The sequence below is a fragment of the Micromonospora sp. NPDC050784 genome, assembly GCF_044456765.1.
Classification (GTDB): domain Bacteria; phylum Actinomycetota; class Actinomycetes; order Mycobacteriales; family Micromonosporaceae; genus Micromonospora; species Micromonospora foliorum.
On record NZ_JBITGG010000001.1, the window covers coordinates 446,888 to 470,477 of the forward strand.

Annotated in this window: 22 protein-coding genes and 1 tRNA gene; 12 read left to right on the top strand and 11 right to left on the bottom strand. The window is 71.7% G+C overall.

The window, feature by feature from the left end:
• Positions 1-102: 102 nt before the first annotated feature.
• Positions 103-558: a GatB/YqeY domain-containing protein gene (locus ACIBD9_RS02120; RefSeq protein WP_396713710.1), complete on the bottom strand. Its 456-nt coding sequence runs from the start codon at positions 556-558 to the stop codon at positions 103-105.
• Positions 559-583: 25 nt separating this feature from the next.
• On the opposite strand from ACIBD9_RS02120, the gene ACIBD9_RS02125 reads away from it, so the two are divergent.
• The 3 genes from ACIBD9_RS02125 (at position 584) to ACIBD9_RS02135 (ending at position 2,133) form a co-directional block, all read left to right on the top strand.
• Positions 584-1,477 carry a metallophosphoesterase gene (locus ACIBD9_RS02125; protein WP_396713712.1) on the top strand — a complete coding sequence of 298 codons (894 nt, stop codon included), beginning with the start codon at positions 584-586 and terminating at the stop codon, positions 1,475-1,477.
• Between the two features lie 84 nt (positions 1,478-1,561).
• Positions 1,562-1,638, top strand: a tRNA-Pro gene (locus ACIBD9_RS02130).
• Between the two features lie 105 nt (positions 1,639-1,743).
• A complete protein-coding gene (locus ACIBD9_RS02135; RefSeq protein ID WP_396713714.1) occupies positions 1,744-2,133 on the top strand; it encodes a hypothetical protein in 390 nt (129 codons plus the stop codon).
• Between the two features lie 52 nt (positions 2,134-2,185).
• Here ACIBD9_RS02135 and ACIBD9_RS02140 read toward each other — a convergent pair whose 3' ends face one another.
• Positions 2,186-2,734: a hypothetical protein gene (locus tag ACIBD9_RS02140; protein ID WP_387173716.1), complete on the bottom strand. Its 549-nt coding sequence runs from the start codon at positions 2,732-2,734 to the stop codon at positions 2,186-2,188.
• A gap of 75 nt (positions 2,735-2,809) precedes the next feature.
• Between ACIBD9_RS02140 and ACIBD9_RS02145 the strand changes: the two genes are divergently transcribed.
• Positions 2,810-4,093, top strand: a complete 1,284-nt coding sequence (locus tag ACIBD9_RS02145) for an MFS transporter (RefSeq protein WP_396713716.1) — start codon at positions 2,810-2,812, stop codon at positions 4,091-4,093.
• Positions 4,094-4,444: 351 nt separating this feature from the next.
• Here the strand turns inward: ACIBD9_RS02145 and ACIBD9_RS02150 are convergent, their stop codons facing one another.
• Complete coding sequence (locus tag ACIBD9_RS02150; protein ID WP_396713718.1) at positions 4,445-6,151, bottom strand: bifunctional metallophosphatase/5'-nucleotidase; 1,707 nt, start codon at positions 6,149-6,151, stop codon at positions 4,445-4,447.
• 296 nt (positions 6,152-6,447) lie between these two features.
• Here ACIBD9_RS02150 and ACIBD9_RS02155 point away from each other — a divergent pair, with 296 nt between their 5' ends.
• On the top strand, positions 6,448-7,227 hold the full coding sequence (locus ACIBD9_RS02155; RefSeq protein WP_396713720.1) for an alpha/beta fold hydrolase: 780 nt from the start codon (positions 6,448-6,450) through the stop codon (positions 7,225-7,227).
• A gap of 29 nt (positions 7,228-7,256) precedes the next feature.
• Here ACIBD9_RS02155 and ACIBD9_RS02160 read toward each other — a convergent pair whose 3' ends face one another.
• Positions 7,257-7,907 (bottom strand): histone deacetylase, encoded by a 651-nt coding sequence (locus ACIBD9_RS02160; protein ID WP_396713722.1) that lies wholly within the window; start codon positions 7,905-7,907, stop codon positions 7,257-7,259.
• Positions 7,908-7,917: 10 nt separating this feature from the next.
• Positions 7,918-8,697 carry a phosphodiesterase gene (locus tag ACIBD9_RS02165; protein ID WP_396713723.1) on the bottom strand — a complete coding sequence of 260 codons (780 nt, stop codon included), beginning with the start codon at positions 8,695-8,697 and terminating at the stop codon, positions 7,918-7,920.
• 243 nt (positions 8,698-8,940) lie between these two features.
• On the opposite strand from ACIBD9_RS02165, the gene ACIBD9_RS02170 reads away from it, so the two are divergent.
• The gene (locus ACIBD9_RS02170; protein WP_396713828.1) at positions 8,941-10,305 is read left to right on the top strand and encodes a diguanylate cyclase; all 1,365 of its coding nucleotides are present in this window, start codon (positions 8,941-8,943) and stop codon (positions 10,303-10,305) included.
• Positions 10,306-10,440: 135 nt separating this feature from the next.
• On the opposite strand, the gene ACIBD9_RS02175 is transcribed toward ACIBD9_RS02170, so the two are convergent.
• Together ACIBD9_RS02175 and ACIBD9_RS02180 are read right to left on the bottom strand one after the other, a co-directional pair.
• Positions 10,441-11,502, bottom strand: coding sequence for an aspartate-semialdehyde dehydrogenase (locus tag ACIBD9_RS02175; protein ID WP_396713725.1), 1,062 nt, complete (start codon positions 11,500-11,502; stop codon positions 10,441-10,443).
• A gap of 5 nt (positions 11,503-11,507) precedes the next feature.
• Positions 11,508-12,773 carry an aspartate kinase gene (locus ACIBD9_RS02180; RefSeq protein WP_151491046.1) on the bottom strand — a complete coding sequence of 422 codons (1,266 nt, stop codon included), beginning with the start codon at positions 12,771-12,773 and terminating at the stop codon, positions 11,508-11,510.
• Positions 12,774-13,029: 256 nt separating this feature from the next.
• On the opposite strand from ACIBD9_RS02180, the gene ACIBD9_RS02185 reads away from it, so the two are divergent.
• Both ACIBD9_RS02185 and ACIBD9_RS02190 read left to right on the top strand, forming a co-directional pair.
• Positions 13,030-13,815 carry a hypothetical protein gene (locus tag ACIBD9_RS02185; RefSeq protein ID WP_396713727.1) on the top strand — a complete coding sequence of 262 codons (786 nt, stop codon included), beginning with the start codon at positions 13,030-13,032 and terminating at the stop codon, positions 13,813-13,815.
• An 84-nt stretch (positions 13,816-13,899) separates the two neighbouring features.
• Positions 13,900-14,451 (top strand): nitroreductase family protein, encoded by a 552-nt coding sequence (locus tag ACIBD9_RS02190; protein ID WP_396713729.1) that lies wholly within the window; start codon positions 13,900-13,902, stop codon positions 14,449-14,451.
• 13 nt (positions 14,452-14,464) lie between these two features.
• On the opposite strand, the gene ACIBD9_RS02195 is transcribed toward ACIBD9_RS02190, so the two are convergent.
• The gene (locus ACIBD9_RS02195; RefSeq protein ID WP_396713731.1) at positions 14,465-15,451 is read right to left on the bottom strand and encodes an ArsR family transcriptional regulator; all 987 of its coding nucleotides are present in this window, start codon (positions 15,449-15,451) and stop codon (positions 14,465-14,467) included.
• Positions 15,452-15,526: 75 nt separating this feature from the next.
• On the opposite strand from ACIBD9_RS02195, the gene ACIBD9_RS02200 reads away from it, so the two are divergent.
• A complete protein-coding gene (locus ACIBD9_RS02200) occupies positions 15,527-16,798 on the top strand; it encodes an MFS transporter (RefSeq protein WP_396713733.1) in 1,272 nt (423 codons plus the stop codon).
• 236 nt (positions 16,799-17,034) lie between these two features.
• Positions 17,035-18,798 carry a 2-isopropylmalate synthase gene (leuA, locus tag ACIBD9_RS02205; protein ID WP_396713735.1) on the top strand — a complete coding sequence of 588 codons (1,764 nt, stop codon included), beginning with the start codon at positions 17,035-17,037 and terminating at the stop codon, positions 18,796-18,798.
• A 29-nt stretch (positions 18,799-18,827) separates the two neighbouring features.
• On the opposite strand, the gene ACIBD9_RS02210 is transcribed toward leuA, so the two are convergent.
• Positions 18,828-20,321, bottom strand: coding sequence for an MFS transporter (locus ACIBD9_RS02210; protein ID WP_396713737.1), 1,494 nt, complete (start codon positions 20,319-20,321; stop codon positions 18,828-18,830).
• A 107-nt stretch (positions 20,322-20,428) separates the two neighbouring features.
• On the opposite strand from ACIBD9_RS02210, the gene ACIBD9_RS02215 reads away from it, so the two are divergent.
• Together ACIBD9_RS02215 and ACIBD9_RS02220 are read left to right on the top strand one after the other, a co-directional pair.
• Positions 20,429-21,085 carry an HNH endonuclease family protein gene (locus tag ACIBD9_RS02215; RefSeq protein ID WP_396713739.1) on the top strand — a complete coding sequence of 219 codons (657 nt, stop codon included), beginning with the start codon at positions 20,429-20,431 and terminating at the stop codon, positions 21,083-21,085.
• Entirely contained in the window at positions 21,061-21,450 is a 390-nt protein-coding gene (locus ACIBD9_RS02220; RefSeq protein ID WP_396713830.1) for a hypothetical protein, read from the top strand. The genes ACIBD9_RS02215 and ACIBD9_RS02220 overlap by 25 nt, the downstream gene beginning before the upstream one ends.
• Before the next feature lie 26 nt (positions 21,451-21,476).
• Here ACIBD9_RS02220 and ACIBD9_RS02225 read toward each other — a convergent pair whose 3' ends face one another.
• Both ACIBD9_RS02225 and ACIBD9_RS02230 read right to left on the bottom strand, forming a co-directional pair.
• On the bottom strand, positions 21,477-22,580 hold the full coding sequence (locus ACIBD9_RS02225) for an ABC transporter ATP-binding protein (RefSeq protein WP_396713741.1): 1,104 nt from the start codon (positions 22,578-22,580) through the stop codon (positions 21,477-21,479).
• Positions 22,577-23,590, bottom strand: a complete 1,014-nt coding sequence (locus tag ACIBD9_RS02230) for an ABC transporter ATP-binding protein (RefSeq protein ID WP_396713743.1) — start codon at positions 23,588-23,590, stop codon at positions 22,577-22,579. The genes ACIBD9_RS02225 and ACIBD9_RS02230 overlap by 4 nt, the downstream gene beginning before the upstream one ends.

Sequence of the window (23,590 nt, forward strand, 5' to 3'; positions counted from 1 at the left end):
GACGCAACGGGCGGGCACCCTCCTCGGGTGCCCGCCCGTTCCGTCTGTCCGGACCAGCGAGCGCTGCGACAACCGTCCTGGCGTGCCGCTGACCCTCCTGGGTCAGATACCGAGCTGTCGGCGTACCTCGGCAGCCACCCGGCCGCCCTCGGCCTGGCCCGCCACCGCGGCCTGGGCCGCCTTCATCGCCGGGCCCATCTGGGCCTTGCCGGTGAAGCCGCCCGCGGCGAGCGCCCCCGACACCAGCTCGGCCAGCTCGGCGTCCGAGAGCTGCTTGGGCAGGTAGCGGTCCAACACCTCGCCCTCGGCGCTCTCCTTCGCGGCCTGCTCGGCGCGGCCGGCGTCGGCGAAGGCGGTGGCCGCCTCCCGACGCTTCTTGGCTTCCTTGGTCAGCACCGCGAGCACCTCGTCGTCGGTGAGCTCGCGCTTGGCCTTGCCGGCGACCTCGGCGGTGCCGACGGCGGCCAGGGCCATCCGCAGCGTGGAGGTGGTCAGCTCGTCGCGCGCCTTGAGCGCGGAACGCATGTCGGCAGTGAGGCGGTCCTTCAGCGTGCTCATGGACGGTCAAACTACCCTGAACGCCATGCGAAAGCGCACACTATTCCGGCTCGCCGCCGGAACCGCCACGATCGGCGCGGCCACCCTCGCGTACGCGTCGCTCGTCGAGCGAAACATGTTCACCCTGCGGCGGTACGACGTGCCGGTGCTCCCGGCCGACGCGGAACCGCTGCGCGTGCTGCACCTCTCGGACCTGCACATGATGCCCGACCAGGCGCGCAAACAGCGCTGGGTGGCATCGCTGGCCGCCCTCGACCCCGACCTGGTGGTGGTGACCGGCGACAACATGGCGCACCCGGGCGCGGTGCCCGGGGTGCTACGCGCCCTGCAACCACTGCTGGACTACCCGGGCGCGTTCGTGTTCGGCTCCAACGACTACACCGGGCCGGTGCTGAAGAACCCCTTCACCTACTTCCTGCCCGACCGGGAGTACACCGAGGGCGTCGAGCTGCCCTACGAGGAGCTGCGTCAGGTCTTCACCGGCGCCGGCTGGGCGGACCTCAACAACGCCCGGACCATGCTGAAGGCTGGCGGCCGACAGCTCGACCTGGTCGGCGTCGACGACCCGCACATCGACCTTGACGACTACCCCGCCGTGGCCGGCGCGGTGTCGTCCTCGGCGGACCTCTCCATCGCGCTGACGCACTCACCCGAGCCCCGGGTGCTCGACCAGATGGCGGCGGACGGCTTCGGGCTGCTGCTGGCCGGGCACACCCACGGCGGTCAGGTCTGCGTACCGGGCTACGGGGCGCTGGTGACCAACTGCGGTCTGCCCCGCTCGATGGCGCGCGGTCTGCACCGGTGGCCGGGCTCGGACTCCTGGCTGCACGTCTCCGCCGGCCTCGGCACCCACCCGACCGCCCCGGTCCGCTTCGCCTGCCCCCCGGAGGCCAGCATCCTCACCCTCATCCCCCGCTGACCGGCCCGCCGCCCGCTGGCCGGGGCGGCGGGGGTACCGAGTTTGACCATCGGGGCTAGTGGGCTACTATTTGTCGGCACGCCTCGGGGTGTGGCGCAGCTTGGTAGCGCGCTTCGTTCGGGACGAAGAGGTCGTCGGTTCGAATCCGGCCACCCCGACCAGAGGTAAAGGCCAGGTGAGATCTTCTCTCACCTGGCCTTTTTGTCTGCCCCGGCAAGCCCTGTCGACCGATTCCCGTGGTAGGGCCGCGTGGTTAGCGTCCGCGTATGACCCACCCTCAGGCACCGCAACCGTGGCTCCCGCCCGACGGTCCGGCGGGGGCACCCCCTGCGACCCCGGGCGGTCCCGTCTCGTTCCTGGCCGTGTACGTGTTGGCGGGCCTGGCAACGGTGTGTTGGGCGGGAGCGGCGTACAGCGCCCGGCTGATCTTTCTTGGCCGCGACATGGTCGAGGGCCTGCTGAGCTTCATCGGACTGCTCGGGCTCGCTGGGTTTGAAGTGTTCGCGTTGCTGTTCACCATCACCGCCGCCTTCGAGCTGCGCGGACGCAACTCGCCTCGTGCGGCCCTGGTGACCGGTCTGGTCGCGGTCGCCGGAGTCGCCGCGACGATCGTGTTCCTGATCTGGGTTTCGACGACCGCCAGTACCGGCTCGTAGCGAACGGCCTGACGCCCGTCCGCGCCACTCCGTTCGAGGTGGCGGGGACCGGTCAGTCCTGCCGTTCGGTGCGCTCGATCTCCGTGAACGCGGCGGCCAGGTAGTCGTCCAACGGCACGCTGGTCGCCGCCAACAGGTCGGCCACGAGCAGTGGGGCGTGTCGGGCCAGAGCGGACGCGTCCGGAGGTGACTCGTCGCCCTCGGGGTCGTACACCCCCAGGGCGCCGGCCAGCAGGACGAGCACCACGTGCGGGTCGACGTCCGAACGCCACCGCGTCGACTCCTGCACGCAGCGGGTCAACACCTGGCGGATGTCGTCGCCGGTCAGCCCGTCCGGATGGCTCTCCTCCAGCAGCAACCGGACCACCGCGCCGAGCACCAGCCCCGAACGTTCGTCCGCGGCGAGACCGCCGACCGCCTCGTCGTACGCCCCACCGTCGCGTGCCTGGGCGGCGGCGACGGCTGTCGTGGCGGTCACCGCGATGGCGCGGGCGGTAGCGGGCAGATGTCGCCAGGTGCCGGTCATCGCGCCAGCATCGCAGACCCGGCGGACACCGGCCGAGCGCGACCAGGACGAGTGGATCAACGTGGGATTGGTCACCGAACGGTCCCGGTGACCGCGAGGCGTGGCCAAAACGGTTCGCGCGGCGTCAGACCCACCGAACAGAATGCCGGGATGCTGCGTCGTGCCCTGCCCCGCCGTTCGGAAGCTCGCCGGCTCCTCCTCGGCACTCTGCTGTCGGCGGTCGGGCGGGGTCTGACCCTGCCGTTCCTGTTCATCTACCTGACCGACGTACGCGGGCTCACCGACACCCGCGCCGGGCTCGTGATCGGCTGGTACGGCGTGGTCACCCTCGCCCTGTCTCCGCTGGGCGGGACGCTGATCGACCGGATCGGCGCCCGCCGGGTGGTGGTGCCCTGCCTGGTGATCGAGGCGATCGGCACCGGCTCGCTCGCGCTGGTCCACTCGACCGGTTCGGCCCTGCTGGTGATGACGGTGATCGCCATCGGCAGCTCGGCGATCTGGTCCGGGCAGAACACCATCCTCGCGTCGTTGACCGACGACGATGAGCGGCAACGGGTCTTCGGGCTGAACTTCGCCCTGCTCAACCTCGGCATCGGCATCGGTGGCATGACCTCCGGCGCGATCGTCGACACCGCCCGACCCGGCACCTTCCAGGCGATCTACCTGCTGGACGCGGTGACCTACCTGATGCCGGCGCTGATCCTGCTCACCCTGCCCGGCGTGGGTCACCGACTCGGTAAACGTCGAGGTGTCGACGAGCCGTCGCCCGGCGGCTACCTGACGGTGCTCCGCGACCGCCCGTTCCGACGGCTGGTGATCTTCGGGCTGATCCTCACCACCTGCGGATACGCGCAGGTGGAGGTGGGCTTCGCCGCGTACGCGGTGCGGGTGGCCGAGGTGAACCCCCGCGTCGTGGCCTGGGCGCTCGCGGCCAACACCGTGATGATCGTGCTCGCTCAACTGCTGGTGATCCGCCGGATCGAGGGGCGCAGCCGCACCCGGGCGTTGGCCGTGGTGGGAGCGGTGTTCGCCGCCGCCTGGCTGGTCCTCGGCGGGGCCGGCCTGGTCAGTGGTGAGCACGCCGTGCTGGCCGCCCTGTGCGTCGTGCTCTGCTCGGCGATCTTCGGCTTCGGCGAGACGATGCTTTCCCCGGTGATGCCCGCACTGACCAACGCGCTGGCCACCGACGAGCTGCGCGGCCGGTACAACGCGATGAGTTCGATGATCTTCGGAATCAGCGGTGTGATCGGCCCGGTGACCGCCGGCCCACTCATCGGCGCCGCCAACGGCATGGTCTGGGTGGCGACCGTGGTCGGCGGCTGCCTGGTCGCCTCACTGGTCGCGCTCTCCCTGCGCCGGCTGCTCACCAACGAGCAGGACGGCCTCGTGACCACCACCCCGGCGTCCCCCGCCCCCACGCCCACCCCCGCCTGACCTCGAACACCCCCGCGCGGCCCGTGACACACCCCGCGGGGCGCGGGGTGTGTGCGGCGCGGGGTGTCACGGACCCCGCACCCCGCACCCCGCGCCAAGATCCGCGCTACGTCCCGGATGTTGCGCGGGCCTGATCTCGCCGAGCAGCAAGATCGCGCACGATCCTGGATGTAGTGGCATCCCGGCGCCCTCAATGCCACTACATCCATGTTCGAGCGCGATCTTGCGGGGCGCGGACGCGGGACGGCACGGCCAAGCGCACGGCCCGACCAAGCGCACGGCGCGGCTGTGGGTGGGACGGGTCGGGCCCCGGAGCTGGTGCTCCGGGGCCCGATCTCGCGGGGTCGGCCGTCAGGCGGCGGGGAACTCGGCGGTGGTGCGGATCCGGTCCAGCGTCGGTGCGGAGACCGGCGACTGGGCGGTCAGGTACGCCACGAACGCGTCCAGGTCGATCTGGCCGGTGACCAGGTTCGTCCCACCGGTGAGGGCGCTGAAGCCGTCACCGCCGCCGGCCAGGAAGTTGTTCACCGTCACCCGGTAGGTGGCGGCGGTGTCGACGGCGGTGCCGCCGATGGTGAGGCTGCCCCGGACCACGCGGGTGCCGGCGCACGGGTCAGCGACCGTACCGGTGGTGCCGTTCGGGTCGACCACATAGCCCACCGTGGCCGACGGGTACAGGGTCCGACCGGTGACGAACTGCTGCTCCAGGACGCAGTAGAGCTGCGCGCCGGTCAGGTCGAGCGTCACCAGGTTGTTGGCGAACGGCTGAACCGTGAACGCCTCCTCGTAGGTGACCGGGCCGGCGTCGAGGTCGGCCCGGACCCCGCCCGGGTTCATGAAGGCGGCAACGGCGTTCTGCTCGTCGTCGGTGGCAGCGAGCTGCGCATCGGCGATCAGGTTGCCCAGTGGCGATTCGCCCAGACTCGTACCGAAGAGGGTTTCCTGGCTCCGGGTGATCGCCTGGCTGGTCACGCCGACCTGGCGGTCGGCGACCGGGCCGAGCACCGTCTTGTACCGGTCGATCAGCTCGGTCTGCCGCGGGTCCTTGGCGACGTCGCGGGTGACCACGACGTTGTTCGCAGCGGCCGCGAGCACGTCCCCACTCCGACGGTCAATCTTGAGGTCGATGTCGGTGACCAGGCGACCGAACGAGCTGGCGCTGGTGACCAGCTTGCCGTTGATGTCGCAGTTGTACGCCTGGTGGGTGTGCCCGCTGACCACCACGTCAATCGACGGGTCCATCCGGTTGGTGATGTCCACGATGGGCCCGGTCATGCCGACGCAGTCGTTGATGCCGCCGGTCGACGCCTGGGCACCGCCCTCGTGCAGCAGTACGACGATCGCCTCCACGCCCTTGCGGCGCAGCTCGCGCGCATACCGGTTGGCGGTGTCCGCCTCGTCGGCGAAGCTGAGGCCGGCGACGCCCTGCTGGCTGACGATCTGCGGGGTGCCCTCCAGGGTCATCCCGATGAAGCCGACCTTGACGCCCTGCACCTTGTGGATCGCGTACGGCGCCATAAGCGGCTTGCCGGTGGCGGTCTTGAAGGCGTTCGCGGACAGGTACTGGAAGCCCGCACCCCGGTACGGGGTTCCGTCGGCGCAGCCGTCCACCGGGTGGCAGCCGCCGTTCTGGATCCGCAGCAGCTCGGCGGCGCCTTCGTCGAACTCGTGGTTGCCGACGCTGGCGTAGTCCAGCCCGGCCATGCTCAGCGCCTCGATGGTCGGCTCGTCGTGGAATGCGGCCGAGAGCAGCGGGGACGCGCCGATCAGGTCACCGGCGGCGACCGTGATGGTGTTCTTCTTCTTGGCTGCGGCACGCAGCTCGGCAAGGTGGGTGGCCAGGAACTCGACGCCGCCCGCGGTCTGCCCGGCGATGGTGCCGCTGGACCCGGTCGGCGGTTCGAGGTTGCCGTGGAAGTCATTGAGGGCGAGCAGGGTGACGTCGACCGGCTTCGGTCGGGCGTCGGCCTGCTCAGGGCTGGTGGCGACCGCGCCGAAAGCGGCCACCGCGAGCGCGGTCAGGCCGACAGCGGCCCGACGCATCCCGGGTATGAACATGGATCTCCTCGTGAGAATCGGCGCGTACGGTGCCCGGCCTCTGGGTCGACCGGGCCGCCGACGGACGCCGTCGGAAGGGTCGCGGATGGCGGCGGTTGAGCATGGCCCCCGCCCCGACAGCCTCTCATCCGCACGCCGAGTGGTCGACCCAGGCGACACATCGGAGCAGGGGGTACGCCGAGGCCAAGATCGAACACCGTTTAACGCGGTCTGCCGGACAGTGTCGGACCGAGGGTCTAGAAAGGACGGGACAGCCAACGAGGACTGGGGGCGGCATCGTGAACGGAACGACACCCGTGGCGGAGCAGGTGCGATCGGTCGACGGCACGCCCATCGCGTTCGAGCGGTCCGGGGCCGGGCCGGCGGTCATCCTGGTCGGCGGCGCATTCAGCGATCGCAACGCGACTCGTGACCTGGGTGCGGCGCTGGCACCGGATTTCACCGCCTTCAGCTATGACCGTCGGGGCCGGGGTTACAGCGGCGACACCGCACCGTACGAGGTCGGCCGCGAGATCGACGACCTGGCCGCCCTGATCGCGGCGGCAGGTGGTTCCGCCGCCGTCTACGGCATCTCCTCCGGCGCCGTCCTGGCCGCCCTCGCCACCGCACAGGGCCTGCCGGTGACGGCGTTGGTCATGTTCGAGCCACCGTTCCAGGTCGGCCCGCACGTGGGCGTGCGCAAGGACATCACACCCGAGCTCATCGAGCTGATCGCCGCTGATGACCGGGACGGCGCGGTGGAGACCTTCCTCCGCGACTCGGTGGGGCTGCCGGCCGAGCAGATCACCGGGATGCGGTCGCAGCCGATGTGGGGTGGGCTGACGGCGGTCGCGCACACCCTGGTGTACGACGCGATCATCACCGCCGGAGGGCGACTCCCCGCGGACCGGCTGGCGACCATCACCGCGCCGACCCTCGCACTGGACAGCACCGGTAGTCCACAGTGGTTGCGGGATGCGAGCCGGGCTGCGGCCGAGGCGGTCCCGGTCGGCCGGTCGGTCAGCCTCGACGGCGGCTACCACGACGTGCCGCCGACGACGCTGGCCCCCGCGCTGCGCGAGTTCCTGCTCGGTTGACGGGCGGCACCCGCGCAGGACCGGGCGGGTCAGCCGTTGACCAGCGCCTCGTCGACCAGGGCCGCCACGGCGTCCGGCGGCCAGGCGCCGGCCACGCCGGGCCGGGCCGCCAGGTAGCTGGCGATCCGCTCGGCCGGCCAGCCGTGCGACTCGCGTAGCCCTCGGGCGATCATGCCGAGGTAGATCGGCGCGGGTGGTCGGCACCGCACGGCTGACGCCCCCTCGGGGGCCGTGAAGGTGAGCATCGGAACGCCGTCGCGGCGGCCCGGGCAGACCAGCGTCTCGTACCGTCCCGGGCCGAGGGTGGCCCGTCCGTTGGCGACGGCGGCGTCGATGGCCGCACCGGTCGCCGGGATCAGGTCGGCCGTGTCGCCCGGCGGGCGGTACATCTCCTGTGCCGCGATGTCGGTGAACTGCTCCAGGGTGACCAGGTAGGCGCGGGCCGCGGCCTCGCCCGGCAGATGCGGGTCGTAGAAGGCCATGCCGCCGGTCCAGGCACCGGACTCGCCGGCGAAGTAGATGCCGCCGGGCAGCGACACGGGCGCGGACCGGCTCGGTGGACGCCGGTCGCGGCAGCCCGGGTACGTCCGCTTTCCGCCGGGTGGGCAGCCGCCACCGATGTACCAGGCCAGCCGGGCGGCGTGCATGTTCGAGCCGTACGAGACGTACCAGACCAGCACGACGACGCTCTCAGAAGCCGCAGGTCTGCCCGGCGGAGTGGCTCACCTGCACGGTGTGGGTCACGCACCCGCCGGCCTCGACCGAGTGCAGCAGGAAGGCGGTCGGCTCGTTGACCCAACCGATCTGCTCGTCGGCGCTCATGGTCAGCGTGCTCTGCTTCCACGTGCTGGGTGCCACGGTGAGGACGGTGCCCGCGTACGCCGTGGTGACCGGGCGGTGCAGGTGGCCGGCGGCGACCCGTACGACGTGCCGGTGCCGGCCGATCACCTCGGCGAGCGCGGCACCGTCGGCGAGCCGGATGGAGTCCGCCACGGGGATGCCGACCGCGACCGGCGGGTGGTGCAGGAAGATCACGGCGGGGACCTCGGGCCGCCCGGCCAGCACCCCGTCGAGCCAGCCGAGCTGCTCCTCACCCAGTTGGCCGCCGTCGCTGCCGGGGACGAGCGAGTCGAGCACCACGACGGACGCCGCCTCGTGGTCGACGTGGTAGTAGGCCGAGAAGCCGCCGCCGAGCCACGGTGTGCCCCCGAACGCGTCGAGCAGGGACTCCCGGTCGTCGTGGTTGCCGGTGGCCAGGTGCACCGGCAGCGGGAACCGGCCGATCACCTCACGCAGCGCCGCGTACTCGTCGGGCTGGCCGTGGTCGGCCAGGTCGCCGGTGATCACCACGCAGTCCGGTCGGGGTCGCAACGCCAGCACCCGGCCCAGCGCTCGGTGCAACCCGGCGGCCGGTTCGGCGGCGAGCAGGCCGGTGGTCAGGTGCGGATCACTGAGCTGGGCGATGAGCATGGGCTCGCCTCCTCGGTGCCGGGATGCTCCACGCTATCGCCAGGCACGGCATCCCGGGGGCACACGTCCACAGGCTGCGTCCACAGGCTGTGGATAGCACGTGTGTACGAAGCCCGGCCGGTCCCAGCCACCGTGAGTACGCTTGATCGAGCGGTTCGGCGTCGGCCGGGCCCCTCCCCTACCTGGAACGACGTGCGAGTGGATCATCAGCGAGTCATCCGTGACGTCACCGGCCGCCTGCCGATGGCGTCCAGCACGCCGGAGGCGTGCCGGTGGACGGTCACCGCGTTGTCCCGGCACACCCCGGCGACCATCTCCGTGCTGCTCGCGGCCCACGACCGCCTGCGCTGCGTCGCGGCGACCGGGGCCTGGCAGGTCTTCGCCACCGTGCCGGCGCGGACCGGCATCGTCGGTCGGGTGTACGCGACCGGCGTACCCGCGGTCGTTCCGGACGTCACCCTCGACCCGGACTACCTCCCGGTACGCCCGGACGTGACCGCCGAGCTGTGCGTACCGGTGCTGGACCCGACGGGTCGGGCGATCGGCGTGCTCGACCTGCAGTGGAGTGAGCCGACCGACCTGGAGCCGTGGCGGGACACCGCGCAGCGGCTGGCCGACGGGCTCGGCACGCGGGTCGCCGCCCTCGGGGGGCCACCGGCGGAGAGCCGCAGCGAGAAGCTGCTCCGGCACGCCGCCGCGCTCTCCGCCGCACCGACCGAGGGGGAGGTGATGGGGGCGGCAGCCCGTGCCGCCCGGGAGGTCTCCACCCTCTCCACCGCGCTGCTGCTGCTCGGCGGTCAGCTCGGCCCGTCCCCGGCGACGCCGGGTGACCTGGAGACCCGGATCCGTGCCGAGTTGGCCGGGGCGGGTCCGGCCGCTCTGGACCGGATGGTCGACCGGGCACACCGCTACGGCGCCGGGTACACGCTCGGCGAGCCCGGGCATCCCCCGACCGAGGACTACCGTCCGCTGACCCGGGCGGGGGTACGCACGCTGGTCGCCGTGCCGGTCGGGCCGACCGACGCGGGCGGGGTGTTGCTGGTCGCCGACGAACGCGCGCTGCGTCCGGATCCGACCACGGTCAGCCTGATGGAGTTGCTCGCCGGGCAGGCGTGGACGAGCGTGGATCGACTGCGCACGCTGGCCCGGCTGCGGGAGCAGGCCAGCTCCGACCCGCTGACCGGGTTGCGGCACACCGGCCCGTTCGGGCAGCGGATCGCTGCGGCCACCCCCGGGCGTACGGCCCTGCTGGCGATCGACGTGGACGGCTTCAAGACCGTCAACGACACGTACGGCCACCAGGCCGGCGACCGGGTGCTGGTCGGGTTGGCCCGGGCGCTGGAGGGCGCGCTGCGGCACGGCGACGAGTTGTACCGGATCGGCGGCGACGAGTTCGTCGCGGTGATCGAGGTGAGCCGCCCGGAGGAGGCGGTCCGGATCGCCGAACGGCTCACCGAGGCGGCCCGGCGCATCGGCCGCACGATCAGCGTGGGTGTCGCCCTACCCCGCCCCGGCGAAACCCCCGACCGCACCCTGAAGCGGGCCGACCAGGCCCTCTACGCGGTGAAACGCCAGGGCCGAGACGGAGTCCTACTCTCCGCCGCCTAACCCCACCCAACCCCACCCGGGCACTCGTCGATCATGCAGTTGTGGTGCTGAACATAACCCTCGTTCGGTCACGTTTCGCCCACCACAACTCCATGATCGACGCCGCTGGTGGGACAAGCCTGGGCCGGCGCGGGGTCAGGGGGTGCGGAGCTCTTTGGCCAGGAGCTCGGCGATCTGGGCGGTGTTGAGAGCCGCGCCCTTGCGGAGGTTGTCGCCGGTGACGAAGAAGTCGAGGGCGCGGGGGTCGTCGAGGGCGCGGCGGATCCGGCCGACCCAGGACGGGTCGGTGCCGACGGCGTCGATCGGCATCGGGAACTCCCCGGCCGCGGGGTCGTCGACCAGGATCACCCCGGGGGCGTTGCGGAGCGCCTCGCGGGCGCCCTCGGCGTCGACCTCGGTGGCGAAGACCGCGTGCACGGCGACCGAGTGGGCGGTGACCACCGGCACCCGGACGCAGGTGGCGGAGACCTTGAGGTCGGGAAGGCCGAGGATCTTCCTCGACTCGTTGCGGATCTTCATCTCTTCCGACGACCAGCCGCTGTCCGTCGGTGAGCCGGCCCAGGGCACCACGTTGAGCGCCATGGGTGCCGGGAACGGGCCCAGGTCGTCGCCGACCGCCTGGCGTACGTCGCCGGTGCGCGAGCCGAGCGCCCGATCGCCGGCGACCTTGGCGAGCTGGTCGTGCAGGATGTCGACGCCGGACTGCCCGGCTCCGGAGACCGCCTGGTAGGAGGCGAGCACCAGCTCTCGGAGGCCGTACTCGCGGTGCAGCGGCGCGACCGCGACGATCATCGCGAGGGTGGTGCAGTTGGCGTTGGCGATGATGCCCCGGGGTCGGTTGCGGACCTGCTCGGGGTTGATCTCCGGAACGACCAGCGGGACGTCGCGGTCCATCCGGAACGCGCCGGAGTTGTCGACCGCGATCGCGCCCCGGCTGACGGCGATCGGCGCCCACTCGGCGGAGACCTCGTCGGGCACGTCGAACATGGCCACCTGGACCCCGTCGAACGCCTCGGGGGTCAGCGCCTGGACGACGAGTTCCTCGCCCCGGCAGCGCACCCGACGCCCGACGGAGCGCTCGGAGGCGAGCAGCCGGATCTCACCCCAGACGTTGCGTCGTCCGGTGAGCAGCTCACACATCACGGTGCCGACGGCACCTGTCGCTCCGACCACGGCGAGGGTGGGCAGCGCCGTCATCGGCGCTACCTACCCGTCCCCGCGTAGACCACGGCTTCGGTGTCGCCGCCCAGCTCGAACGCGTCGTGGATGGCGCGGACGGCGGCGTCGAGGTCGGTGTCCCGGCAGACCACGGAGACCCGGATCTCGGAGGTGGAGATCATCTCGATGTTGACCCCGGCCGCGCCGAGCGCGGCGAAGAAGCCGGCCGCCACACCGGGGTGCGAGCGCATGCCCGCGCCGATCAGCGAGACCTTGCCGACGTGGTCGTCGTAGAGCAGACCCTTGAACTTGACCGGCTCCTGGATCTTGCTGAGCGCCGCCATCGCGGTGGGGCCGTCGGCCTTGGGCAGGGTGAACGAGATGTCCGTCCGGCCGGTGCCCTCGGTGGAGACGTTCTGCACGATCATGTCGATGTTGATCTCGGCGCCGGCGACGGTGTCGAAGATCCGCGCGGCGGCACCCGGCTCGTCGGGCACCCCGACGATCGTGATCTTGGCCTCGCTGCGGTCGTGCGCGACCCCGGTGATCAGTGCCTGCTCCACGGAAAGGTCCTCCATCGATCCGGTGACCATCGTGCCGGTGTTGGTCGAGTATGACGAACGGACGTGGATCGGCAACCCCGCCCGCCGGGCGTACTCCACGCTACGCAGGTGCAGCACCTTCGCGCCGCACGCCGCCAGCTCCAGCATCTCCTCGTAGGTGATGTGCCGGATGTGCCGGGCGTTGGGCACGATCCGCGGGTCGGCGGTGAAGATGCCGTCCACGTCGGTGTAGATCTCGCAGACGTCGGCGTGCAGGGCGGCGGCGAGCGCCACGGCGGTGGTGTCCGAACCACCGCGGCCCAGCGTGGTGACGTCCTTGGTGTCCTGCGAGACGCCCTGGAAGCCGGCCACGATGACCACCGACCCCTCGTCGAGCGCGCCCTTGAGCCGCCCGGGGGTGACGTCGATGATCCGTGCGCGGCCGTGCACCGAGGTGGTGATCACGCCGGCCTGCGAACCGGTGAACGAGCGGGCTTCGTACCCCAGGTTGTGGATGGCCATGGCCAGCAGGGCCATGGAGATCCGCTCACCGGCGGTGAGCAGCATGTCCAGCTCGCGGCCCGGCGGCAGCGGGCTGACCTGGTTGGCCAGGTCGAGCAGCTCGTCGGTGGTGTCGCCCATCGCGGAGACCACCACCACCACGTCGTCGCCGGCCTTACGGGCGGCGACGATGCGCTCGGCCACCCGCTTGATCCGCTCGGCGTTGGCGACGGAGGACCCGCCGTACTTCTGCACCACGAGTGCCACGACGTGCACTCCCTCCCAGCGACCCTGAGCGTGCCGACGCCGCCGGAACCGGGGCCGGCGGCGCGTGTCAGACCCCATGAGGGTATCCGGCGGGCAACGACGCCGGGTCAGGTGATCCCACCATCCGGCCCGCCCGGGGCCGGCCGGGCCGGTCCCGCCAGGTCGGGCGGTACGTGGGAACGCTTCGCCCGACACGCCGGGACGGGCCGGTACGCGCCGGCACCCACCAACCGCCCACACCCACCAGAATGGGCCGGTGCCCGTCCTCATCCGCTCGGCCGGCCGCGTGCTCGGGCCGCTCGTCCTCGCCCTGCCGGCCCTCCTTGTCGCCTGCACCACTGAGCAGCCTCCGACCCCACCGCCCGCCGATCCGGGGCCGGTCGAGGTGGAGGCCGCGCGGGATGAGCTGGCCGCGCTGGCCGCGGCGGCTCAGGACCGTCACCTGGTGGCCCAGTACGTGTACAGCCGGGCGGGCGAACCGGATCGCACCATCGTCTTCACCAGCGCGAACGACGGCAGTTGGCGGGTCGACGTGCCGGGGGGCGCGTTGGGCGGCACCGCCGACGTCTCGATGGCCAGCACGGCCGACGGGCTGTTCCAGTGCGCCCTGCCGTCGGCCGGTCATACCGAGTCGGCGAGTTGCGTACGCCTGGGTGATCGCGACGACGCGATCCCCCGTCGGTCGGACCCCCGGGTCCAGCACCCGTTCACCGACTGGCTGGACGTGCTGACCGACCGACGCGCTCCCTTGGCGGTCGCGCCGGCGAACGCGCCCGAGGGCGTCACCGGCACCTGCTACTCGGTGGACTCCACCTCGGCGTCGCTCAACGCCCCGCTGGACGTGGGCATCTACTGCTACGACGGGGACGGCACGCCGACCGGCGTCCGGACCGGGGCCGGGACGCTGAGGCTGGCCGCCGCGCCCGGCCCGGCACCTGCCACCGTGCAGTTGGCCGGCCCGGTGGTGGTCGACCGGGAGCCGCTCGACACCGCGGCGCCGACCCCGGACCCGTCGGAGAGCCCCAGCGCGGGAACGCCTTGATCTTCGTCCCGTTACGGGTGCTCTTGCCCACATTCAGCCACCCTCGCCGAGGGGGCGAATCACCCATACAGGACGATCCGTCGTATGGCCGACCTCACCTCGCTGCTCGCCTACCGCTGGAGTCCGCTGGCGTTCCACCCCACCGAGGAGTTGAGCGCGAGCGATGCGTCCTCCCTGTTGGAAGCGGCCCGCTGGGCACCGTCACTGGGCAACCGCCAACCCTGGCGGTTCACCCTCGGTCACCGCGACGACGAGACGTGGAAGCGGATCCTGGTCAACCTGCCCGAGCGCGACCAACGGTGGGCGCACCGTGCCGCCGCGCTGCTGCTCGCCGCACACGTCGACGGCGACACCGCACCGGACGCCACGCCGCCCGACGGAGCCGCGTACGACCTGGGCCAGGCGGTCGCCCATCTCACCGTGCAGGCCACCGCGCTCGGGCTGCACGTGCGACAGGTGCTGACCGTGGACCGCGCCGGCCTCGCCGCCGACCTGCACCTGCCCCCCGACGTGCGGCCGTACGCGGTGCTCGTCGTCGGGCAACTCGGCGACCCGCTCAGCCTGCCGGCGGACCTCGTCGCCGAGGAGACCGGGTTGCGCCGCCGCCGACCGCTGGCCGAACTCCTGCTCGGCTGACCGCTCGCCGGTCCTACTCGCCGCGGCTCGCGCGAAGAAGGACCGCCGCGGCCTCGGTGTTGCGATACAGGACGTGCCGACCCTGTCGAGACCTGTCGACCAGGCCGGCGGCGTGCAGGGCGGTCAGGTGCTGGGAGACGTTTCCGGCGGACATCCCGGTGAGTCGGGCCAGGTCGGTGGTGGTGGTCGCCGTGTCGAGCCGGTGCAGCAGCGCGGCTCGCCCCGGGCCGATCACCCGTGCCAGTGGGTCGCCGGGCGGCGGGGTGGTCGCCTCCCAGAGCGTGCCGACGGCACGGACCGGGTACGCGCCGGCGGGCAGGGAATCCTCCAGCAGGTTCCACAGCACGTGCTGCTCGGTGAACACCGTCGGGTTCAGCGCCAGCCCACGCCCACGGAGGTCGAAGTCCCGCTCGAACGTGTCGTCGCTGATCACCCGGTCGCCGTGCCAGCGCAGGCTCGGGTGGAGCTGCTCGAAGAACCGACCGGCGCCGCTCTCGGCGAGCTGCGCGGCCCGGTAGGCCACGTCGGCGTCGAGCAGCGCCCGCATCCGCGGCCAGTCCGGGGCGATCGCCTCGTCGTACCAGACCCGCACCGCGTCGACGACCAGCGGCAACAGCCCGCCGGGGTCGGCGAGCAGCGCCCGCCCGAACGGGCTCAGCGGTTTTTGCCAGGTGGTCGACAGCAGGTCCTGGACCACCACGGCCGGCGGCGTCGCGGCGATCTGGTCGAGCTGCTCGGCAATCTCCACGTTCGGTCGGGCCGCGGGGGTGAGGAAGTCGGGCAGCCAGCGACCCGGCACGACCAACCCCACCAGAGGTCGGACCCGGTCGGCCACCTCGGGACGACGCAACGTCACCCGGGCCCGGTCGATCCAGGGCAGGTGCACCGCGTAGCGCACCGGTTTGGCCAGCGCCCACATGCTCATGACCGTCTCGTTGACCGGTGACACGGCGAGCCGTACTCCCGCCACGTCGGCCAGGCTGAACCGCAACTCGGACACGCGCCCCCCAGAGCAGGATTCGGTCCAGCCTAAAAGACTCGACCGAGGTGATGGGACCCGCTTCACTCCCCGGACATGGGGACCAGAGAAACCATCCGTACCGCCGTTCGAGACGTCGTACCGCCGGCCGGGCTGACTCGCGCCCTGGCCGTACAGGCCATGGTCTACGCCGTCGGCAGCGGGCTGTTCCACGCCGGCAGCGCCGTCTTCTTCACCCGGGCGCTCGGGCTCAGCGCCGCCCAGGTGGGGCTGGGGCTTTCCATCGCGGCGGGGGTGTCGCTGCTGGGAACGGTGCCGTTGGGCGGGCTCACCGACCGGTACGGACCGCAGCGGGTCTGGGTGGTCGGGCTGGTGCTGAACGCGGCGCTCTTCGCGACGTACCCGTTCGTTGGCGGCTTCGCCGGTTTCCTCGCCGTGGTGGTGGCGCTGGCCGCCGTGGACGCCGCTGTCGGCGTGGCCCGGCAGGTCTACTCGATCAACGCGCTCGCGCCGGCCGAACGGGTCACCGCGATGGCGTACCAGCGCTCGTCGCTGAATGTCGGCTTCGGGCTCGGTGCGGTGATCAGCGGCCTGGTGCTGGCGGTGGACACGATCACGGCGTACCGGGGGATGGCCTGGTTCATCTCGACTGTCTTCCTGGTGACGGCCCTGTTCGTGCGGCGATTGCCCCGGCTGTCGCAGGTGGCCCGGCCGGTGCAACCGATGAGTCGACTCGCCGTGCTGCGGGACCGGCCGTTCATGACGGTGTCCCTGCTGTCCGGGCTGCTCACCGCGCACCAGGCGCTCTACCTGACGGTCATGCCGCTCTGGATCCTCACCCACACCGACGCCCCGAAGACGGTGATCGCCGGGCTGGTGCTGCTCAACACGGTCCTCATCGTGCTGCTCCAGGTCCGCGTGAGCCGGGGCGCCGACACCGCGGCGGGCGCGGCACGGGCCTCTCGCCGGGGCGGACTGCTGATCGCCCTGTTCTGCCTGGTCCTGCCGATCTCCGGGGTCACCCGGGGCGCGCTCACCGTCGTGGTGCTGGTGGCCGCCGCCACGGTGCTGATCCTGGCCGAGCTGATCGAGTCGGCGGGCAGCTGGGGGCTCACCGCCACCCTGCCGCCGGCCGGTCAGCGCGGCGCGTACGTGGGGGCGTTCGAGCTCGGCTCGCAGGTGCAGTACCTGATCGCCCCGGCCGGGCTGACCGCGCTCGGGGTGACCACCGGCGGGTGGGGTTGGTTACCGATAGCAGCGATCTTCGTGCTGGTAGCGGTGGCTATCGTGCCCGTGGTGGCCTGGGCGCAACGGACGCCGCGGCTGGGTGCCGAGGCCGCAGCGCCGGCCATGACCCCGGTCCCATAGTCCGGACCTGTCTTTCCACCCCCCGTTCCATCACGTAGGGTGACCTGGTCATGTGGCGGGCGCTTCTCCTCCTTAGCCGCCGCGACGAGGCCTGACCGGCCGGCACCTCGTCGCGGAGTCGCATCGCGCCGTCCAGCACATCCGAGTTTCTTCTCGGCACCGCCGCGCACCGTCGCCCGGCACCCGCCGACACCTTCCGATCTGCTGACGCCACATGTTCCAGGGAGCACTCTGAGATGGCTCAACCTGTCACCGACGCCGCGACCGATCCCGACGCCGATCCCATCGCCCGGCAGCGCCCCAGCCGGATGCCGTACCACCGCTACCAGCCGTACCGGGAGCAGTTCCGGGTCGAGCTGCCGGACCGCACCTGGCCCACCCGCACCGTCGAGGCCGCCCCCCGCTGGTGCGCCGTGGATCTCCGCGACGGCAACCAGGCCCTGATCGACCCGATGTCGCCGGAGCGCAAGCGCCGGATGTTCCAGCTGCTGGTCCAGATGGGCTACAAGGAGATCGAGGTCGGCTTCCCGTCGGCCAGCCAGACCGACTTCGACTTCGTCCGGCAGCTCATCGACGACGACATGATCCCGGACGACGTCACCATCCAGGTGCTCACGCAGTGCCGGGAGCACCTGATCGACCGGACGTTCGAGTCGCTGCGCGGCGCGAAGCGGGCCATCGTGCACTTCTACAACTCGACCTCCACTCTCCAGCGGCGGGTGGTCTTCGGCCTGGACAAGGACGGCATCGCCGACATCGCCACCACCGGCGCGCGGCTCTGCCAGAAGTACGCGGAGATCCACACCCCGGACACGGAGATCTTCTACGAGTACTCGCCGGAGTCCTACACGGGCACCGAGCTGGAGTACGCGCTGGAAGTCTGCTCCCGGGTGATCGACGTGATCGATCCGACCCCCGACCGGCCGCTGATCATCAACCTCCCGGCCACCGTCGAGATGGCCACCCCCAACGTGTACGCCGACTCGATCGAGTGGATGCACCGGCACCTGCCGCGCCGGGACAGCGTGGTGCTGAGCCTGCACCCGCACAACGACCGGGGCACCGGCGTGGCCGCCGCCGAGCTGGGCCTGCTCGCCGGTGCCGACCGCATCGAGGGCTGCCTGTTCGGCAACGGCGAGCGCACCGGCAACGTCGACCTGGTGACCCTGGGGCTCAACATCTTCTCCCAGGGCATCGACCCGATGATCGACTTCTCGAACATCGACGAGATCCGGCGAGCCGTCGAGTACTGCAACCAGCTGCCGGTGCACGAGCGCCACCCGTACGCGGGCGACCTGGTCTACACCGCCTTCTCCGGCTCTCACCAGGACGCCATCAAGAAGGGCTTCGACGCCCTCACCGCCGACGCGAAGGCGGCCGGCGTACCGGTGGACGAGCACACCTGGGCGGTGCCGTACCTGCCGATCGACCCGAAGGACCTGGGCCGCACCTACGAGGCGGTCATCCGGGTCAACTCGCAGTCCGGCAAGGGCGGCGTCGCGTACATCATGAAGAGCGAGCACCAGCTGGACCTGCCGCGCCGGCTCCAGATCGAGTTCTCCGGGGTGGTACAGCAGGTCACCGACCACGATGGTGGCGAGGTCGACCCGGCCGCCATGTGGGAGATCTTCGCGACGCACTACCTGCTCGACCACCAGCCCGACCCGGCGGTCCGGCTGGCCGGCTACACGATCGGCACGGCGGACGGCAAGGTCGAGATCGAGGCCCAGGTCGGTGTGGGCGGCGAGCAGCGGTCCCTCACCGCGGTCGGCAACGGCCCGATCGACGCGTACGTGAACGCGCTCCAGTCCGTCGGGGTGGGCGTACGGGTGCTCGACTACCACGAGCACGCGCTCTCCTCCGGTGGTGACGCGCAGGCCGCCGCGTACGTGGAGTGTGAGGTGGACGGGAAGACGGTCTGGGGTGTCGGCACCGACGCCAACATCGTCACCGCGTCGATCAAGGCGGTCACCAGCGCCGTCAACGGCGCCCGCCGCTGACCTACGCGCGACACCCCCGGGGTGGATCCCTACTTCGGGGGTGTCGCGGCGGGCAGCGAATGGCAGGGCTGGGACGGCGGTGCTTTCCGGGGTGGTCGGTGGACCAGCACGAGGGCCAGCACCGCGCCGGCCACGAGCAGCCCGGCACACCACTCCATCGCGCCCCGGAAGGCGTCGGTCAGCTCGGCCTTCTGCTCGTACCCGCCGCCGGAGAGCCCGACCAGGAGCGGCAGCGCCGCCACCGCGAGCAGGCCGCCGGCCCGGGACGCGGCGTTGTTGAAGCCGCTGGCCACCCCGGAGAACCGGTCCTGCACGGCGGCCAGCACCGACGCGGTCAGCGGTGCCACCACCAGGGTCAGCCCGATGCCGAAGAGCAGCACCCCGGGCAGCACGTCCCGCCAGTACGACGCGCCCGGTCCGACGCCGCGCAGCAGCAGCAGACCGACCGCGGCGATCACCGGTCCGATGGCGAGCGGCAGCCGGGGGCCGATCCGCGCCGACAGCGCACCGGCCCGGGCGGACCCGACCAACAGCAGCAGGGTCATCGGCAGCAGCGCGATGCCGGTGCGGAAGGCCGACCACCCGACCACGTTCTGCAGGTAGACGGCGAAGAAGAAGGTGAAGCCGCCGAGCGCCGCGTAGACGACCACTGTGAAGAGGTTCAGCACCGAGAAGAGTCGGCTGCCGAACAGCCCGGTGGGCAGCATCGCGGCGTCGCCACGCCGCCGTTCCAGCAGCACGAAGGCCACCGCGGAGAGCACCCCGACCACCGCCGCGATCAGCACCTCGGCGGAGTCGAACCCGCGGGCCGGCGCGTCGATCAGGGCGTAGGTGACGCCGGCGAGCGCGAGCGCTCCGAGCAGGGCTCCGGCGACGTCGAACCGCCGTCGGGTCGGACCCCGTCCCTGGGTGCGGGAGGCGCTCTCGTCCCGGCTCTCCGGCACCCAGCGCAGGGCGGCCAGCAGCACCAGCACGGCGATCGGCAGGTTGAGGAAGAAGATCCAGCGCCAGGAGAGCGCGTCGATCAGCCAGCCCCCGATGAACGGTCCCAGCGCGGTGGACACCCCGGACAGTCCGGCCCAGGCGCCGATCGCCCGGCCCCGGTCGTCGGGGTGGAAGCTCGCCTGGAGCACCGACAGCGACCCGGGCGTGAGCAGCGCGCCACCGGCGCCCTGGAGGAATCGGGCCGCGATCAGCATGCCGGTGCCCTGGGCCAGCCCGCAGAGCACGGAGGCGGCGGTGAACCAGACCACGCCGATGAGGAAGACGCGACGCCGGCCGAAGCGGTCCCCGAGTGCGCCACCGAGCAGCACGAACGCCGCCAGCATCAGCAGATAGCCGTTGATGGTCCACTGGAGATCGGCAACGTTCGCGCCGAGGTCCTGCCCGAGTTTCGGTAGCGCCACGTTGACGACGGTGCTGTCGAGGAAGACCATGCCAGAGGCGAGTACGGCGGCGAGCAGCGTGCCCCGGCCGGCGGTGGTGCCCATCCGGAGGGCGGACGCCGGTACGGGTGCGGTCATCCCACCAATCTGCCTTGCATCATGTGGGAGACGCCACGAAACGCCGAAACCGTGCCCGGGTACTGTGCGCAATCGCCGGGAGCCCCCAAGCTGGAGAGGTGTCGTCTGTGCGTACCAGATCAGGACCGCGAGCGGCGGTGGCCGCGCTTGCCGCGGCGCTGGCGCTCGGCGTGGCCGGTTGCGTCCCGCAGGATGAGCCGACCGCACCGCCGCCGAGTGACGGCGGCAACGCCGCGGAGCAGTTGAGCCAGCTCACCGTCGCTACCGCCGGCTCGATGAAGGGTTACAGCCGGGAGCGTTTCCCGCACTGGCGGGACACCGGCAAGAACTGCGATGTCCGGGACAGCATCCTCCAGCGCGACGGCAAGGACGTGAAGCTCTCCGGCTGCAACGTGGTCGGTGGGCGCTGGGAGAGCGTGTACGACGGTCGCAGCTTCTCGGATCCCTCCGACGTGGACATCGACCACATGGTGCCGTTGGCCAACGCGTGGCGCTCGGGTGCCGACGAGTGGGACAACGCGAAGCGCGGCGATTTCGCCAACGACACCACCCGTCCGCAGCTCTTCGCGGTTTCCGCCTCGTCGAACCGGGCAAAGGGTGACCAGGACCCGTCGCAGTGGAAGCCGGCAAACCGGTCTTACTGGTGCAAATATGCCCAGGACTGGGTGACGGTCAAGCACTACTGGCGGTTGACGGTGACCAGCGCCGAGAAGGCCGCCCTGACCGACATGTTGGAGGGCTGTTCAGTGGGGAGCGATTCGTGAGCGCCGCCGGGGAGAGCGGCCCGTCCGCCGCCGGCATGACCGCGGACGGCACCGCCGAGACCCCCGCCGCCGTGCCCGGTGCCGGCATGGTCGCGGATTCGGGGGGCGCGGCCGGCCCACAGAGCCGCACCACCGACATCGTGCCCGGCCCCGGCGGTGTGATGACCGACGAGGTCGGCGTCGTCACCGGTGACCTGACGCTGCGCACCGAGTACGCCGACGGCAAGGTCACCCTGCGGGTGCAGTACAAGGACGCGGACGAGTGGTACGCGGTGACCGGCACGTCGGTCACGCTGGCCGACCCGGCCGGGCTGGACGCGGTGCACGGCGTCGCGGTGGGGCTGCTGAACCGCCCCGAGGGCTGACGCGACCGCCGGCACCGCGTCCAGTCTCAGACGTACGAGCCGGGCTCGGTGGGCGCGGAGACCACGCCCGGCGCGTCCCCCTCGCCCGCGGGTCGGACGATCTGCGCGCTGACCCCGTGCGGGCGCAACTCGCCGCTGGCGATCTGCTCGGCGAAGTGGCAGGCCACCCGGCTGACGCCGATGTCCCGCAGCACCGGTCGCTCGTCGGCGCAGCGGGTGGGCTGCGCCCACGGGCAGCGGGTGTGGAAGCGGCAGCCGGACGGCGGGTTGGCCGGCGACGGCAGGTCACCGGCGAGCAGGATCCGCTCCCGACGGTCCTCCACGTCCGGGTCCGGCACCGGCACCGCGGACATTAGCGCCCGCGTGTACGGGTGCAGCGGCTCGTTGTAGAGCCGGTCGCTCGGCGCCTCCTCGACCAGCGCCCCCAGGTACATGACGCCGACCGTGTCGGAGATGTGCCGAACCACCGCGAGGTCGTGCGCGATCACCAGATAGGTCAGCCCCAGGCTGTCCTGGAGTTCGTCCAGCAGGTTGACCACCTGGGCCTGGATCGACACGTCGAGCGCCGAGACCGGCTCGTCGGCGACGATCAGCTCCGGCCCGAGCACCAGGGCGCGGGCGATGCCGATGCGCTGCCGCTGCCCGCCGGAGAACTCGTGCGGGTAGCGGGACAGCGCCCAGCGGGGCAGCCCGACCGCGTCCAGCGTCTCGCCGATGATCCGTCGACGGTCGGTGCGGTCGGTGCCGATCCCGTGGGTCTGTAGGCCCTCGGTCAGGATCGACTCGACGTTCTGCCGGGGGTCGAGGCTGGACATCGGATCCTGGAAGATCATCTGCATCCGGCGACGCATGCTGCGCAGCTTGCCGGACGGCAGCGTGGTCAGCTCGACGCCGTCGAAGCTGACCTCGCCGGCGGTCGGCGGGGTGAGCTGGAGCAGCGCACGGCCCAACGTCGACTTGCCGCAGCCGGACTCGCCCACCAGGCCGTACGTCTTGCCCCGGGCGATGCTCAGGTCGACCCCGTCGACGGCCTTCACCTGGCCGACCACCCGGTCGAAGAGCACCCCCCGCTTGATCGGGAAGTGCACCTTCAGGTCGCGCACCTCGACGAGGATGTCGTTCTCACTCACGCTCGTTCCTCCTCGCGCGGGGCGGGCACCATGCCCGGCAGCGGCTCCGGGTTGACGCACCGGTAGCTCCGTCCGTCGTGCGCGTGCACCAACTCCGGCGGCTCGCCCACGCACTCGTCGATCCGTCGGGCGCAGCGCGGGGCGAAGGCGCAACCGTCCGGCCAGGGCAGCAGGTCGCGGACCGAGCCGGGAATCGGGTTGAGCTTCTCGCCCCGCCCGGCATCCAGGCGCGGCACCGAGCCGAGCAGACCCACGGTGTACGGGTGACGCGGCTGACGGAACAGCGGACGACGGCGAGCCGTCTCCACCACCCGGCCGCCGTAGAGCACGTTGACGGTGTCGCACATGCCGGCCACCACGCCCAGATCGTGCGTGATCATCAGCAGCGCGGTGCCGGAGTCCCGGACCAGTTCCTTGAGCAGCTCCAGGATCTGGGCCTGGATGGTGACGTCCAGCGCGGTGGTCGGCTCGTCGGCGATCAGCAGCCGGGGCTGGCAGGCCACCGCCATCGCGATGAGCGCACGCTGGCGCATCCCACCGGAGAGCTGGTGCGGGTACTCCTTGAGCCGCCGCTTCGGGTCGGGGATGCCGACCCGGTCCAGCAGCGCCGCCGCCTCCTTCGCCGCGGTCTCGCCCTTCATCCCCCGGTGCCGGGTGAGCACCTCGGTCACCTGCAAGCCGATCGGGATCACCGGGTTCAACGAGGAGAGCGGATCCTGGAAGATCATCGCGATGTCCCGACCCCGGATGTCCCGCCGCGACCGGTCGTCGAGCTGGAGCAGGTCGGTGCCGTCGAAGACGGCCTTGCCGCCAACCCGCAGGCCGGGCTGCTTGGGCAGCAGACCCATGATCGCGAGCGAGGTGACGCTCTTGCCGCAGCCGGACTCGCCGACCAGGCCGACCACCTCACCGGCGTCGACCGAGAAGGACACCCCGTCGACCGCGTGCACGGCGCGCTGACCGCGGCGGGCGAACGTGACGGCGAGATCTTCAACTTCGAGCAGTGCCAT

Coding starts and splice junctions, on each gene's coding strand:
- ACIBD9_RS02120 (WP_396713710.1), bottom strand. CDS start 558: ATGAGCACGCTGAAGGACCGCCTCACTGCCGACATGCGTTCCGCGCTC.
- ACIBD9_RS02125 (WP_396713712.1), top strand. CDS start 584: ATGCGAAAGCGCACACTATTCCGGCTCGCCGCCGGAACCGCCACGATC.
- ACIBD9_RS02135 (WP_396713714.1), top strand. CDS start 1,744: ATGACCCACCCTCAGGCACCGCAACCGTGGCTCCCGCCCGACGGTCCG.
- ACIBD9_RS02145 (WP_396713716.1), top strand. CDS start 2,810: ATGCTGCGTCGTGCCCTGCCCCGCCGTTCGGAAGCTCGCCGGCTCCTC.
- ACIBD9_RS02150 (WP_396713718.1), bottom strand. CDS start 6,151: ATGTTCATACCCGGGATGCGTCGGGCCGCTGTCGGCCTGACCGCGCTC.
- ACIBD9_RS02165 (WP_396713723.1), bottom strand. CDS start 8,697: ATGCTCATCGCCCAGCTCAGTGATCCGCACCTGACCACCGGCCTGCTC.
- ACIBD9_RS02170 (WP_396713828.1), top strand. CDS start 8,941: ATGGCGTCCAGCACGCCGGAGGCGTGCCGGTGGACGGTCACCGCGTTG.
- ACIBD9_RS02175 (WP_396713725.1), bottom strand. CDS start 11,502: ATGACGGCGCTGCCCACCCTCGCCGTGGTCGGAGCGACAGGTGCCGTC.
- ACIBD9_RS02190 (WP_396713729.1), top strand. CDS start 13,900: ATGGCCGACCTCACCTCGCTGCTCGCCTACCGCTGGAGTCCGCTGGCG.
- ACIBD9_RS02200 (WP_396713733.1), top strand. CDS start 15,527: ATGGGGACCAGAGAAACCATCCGTACCGCCGTTCGAGACGTCGTACCG.
- leuA (WP_396713735.1), top strand. CDS start 17,035: ATGGCTCAACCTGTCACCGACGCCGCGACCGATCCCGACGCCGATCCC.
- ACIBD9_RS02210 (WP_396713737.1), bottom strand. CDS start 20,321: ATGACCGCACCCGTACCGGCGTCCGCCCTCCGGATGGGCACCACCGCC.
- ACIBD9_RS02230 (WP_396713743.1), bottom strand. CDS start 23,590: ATGGCACTGCTCGAAGTTGAAGATCTCGCCGTCACGTTCGCCCGCCGC.